The organism is Candidatus Symbiothrix dinenymphae, from assembly GCF_001431085.1.
The window spans coordinates 1-391 of sequence record NZ_BBRU01000508.1; the positions used below are offsets into that span (position 1 = coordinate 1).

At 44.8% G+C, this 391-nt stretch carries 1 pseudogene; it reads right to left on the bottom strand.

Going from position 1 to position 391, the window contains the following annotated elements:
- A pseudogene (locus ASC50_RS05365) lies at window positions 1–352 on the bottom strand (energy transducer TonB); the annotation flags it as partial.
- Between the last annotated feature and the right edge of the window lie 39 nt (window positions 353–391).

Below are 391 nucleotides of genomic sequence, written 5' to 3' on the forward strand. Positions count from 1 at the left end.
TTTCGTCCTTATCAATGCCCGGAGGGGTCAGCTTCCCCGTTTCCTTCAAAATCGGGGGCGGAGCCACTAACTCGGCAGCCTTGATTTTATTCTCTTCCGGTATCTCCTGCTCGCTCAAATCAATCATCTCAACTTCGGTAACTTGTTCTATCACCTTTGGGGCAGGCATCACCGCACTCACCAATCGTGGCAGATAGATGAGCGTCAAGCCAGCCAATGTTACGATTATCAAGGACTTAACGTGTCTGTCCGAAGAATTGTCCCGCATAGTATAAGCACCGTACTGTTTGTTTTTACCTTCAAAAACAATGTCCAGCCACTTCTGCGCAGTTAAATCAATATCTTTAGCCATATCATTCTTTTTTTTTAATTGTTATACTTCATTCTGCCC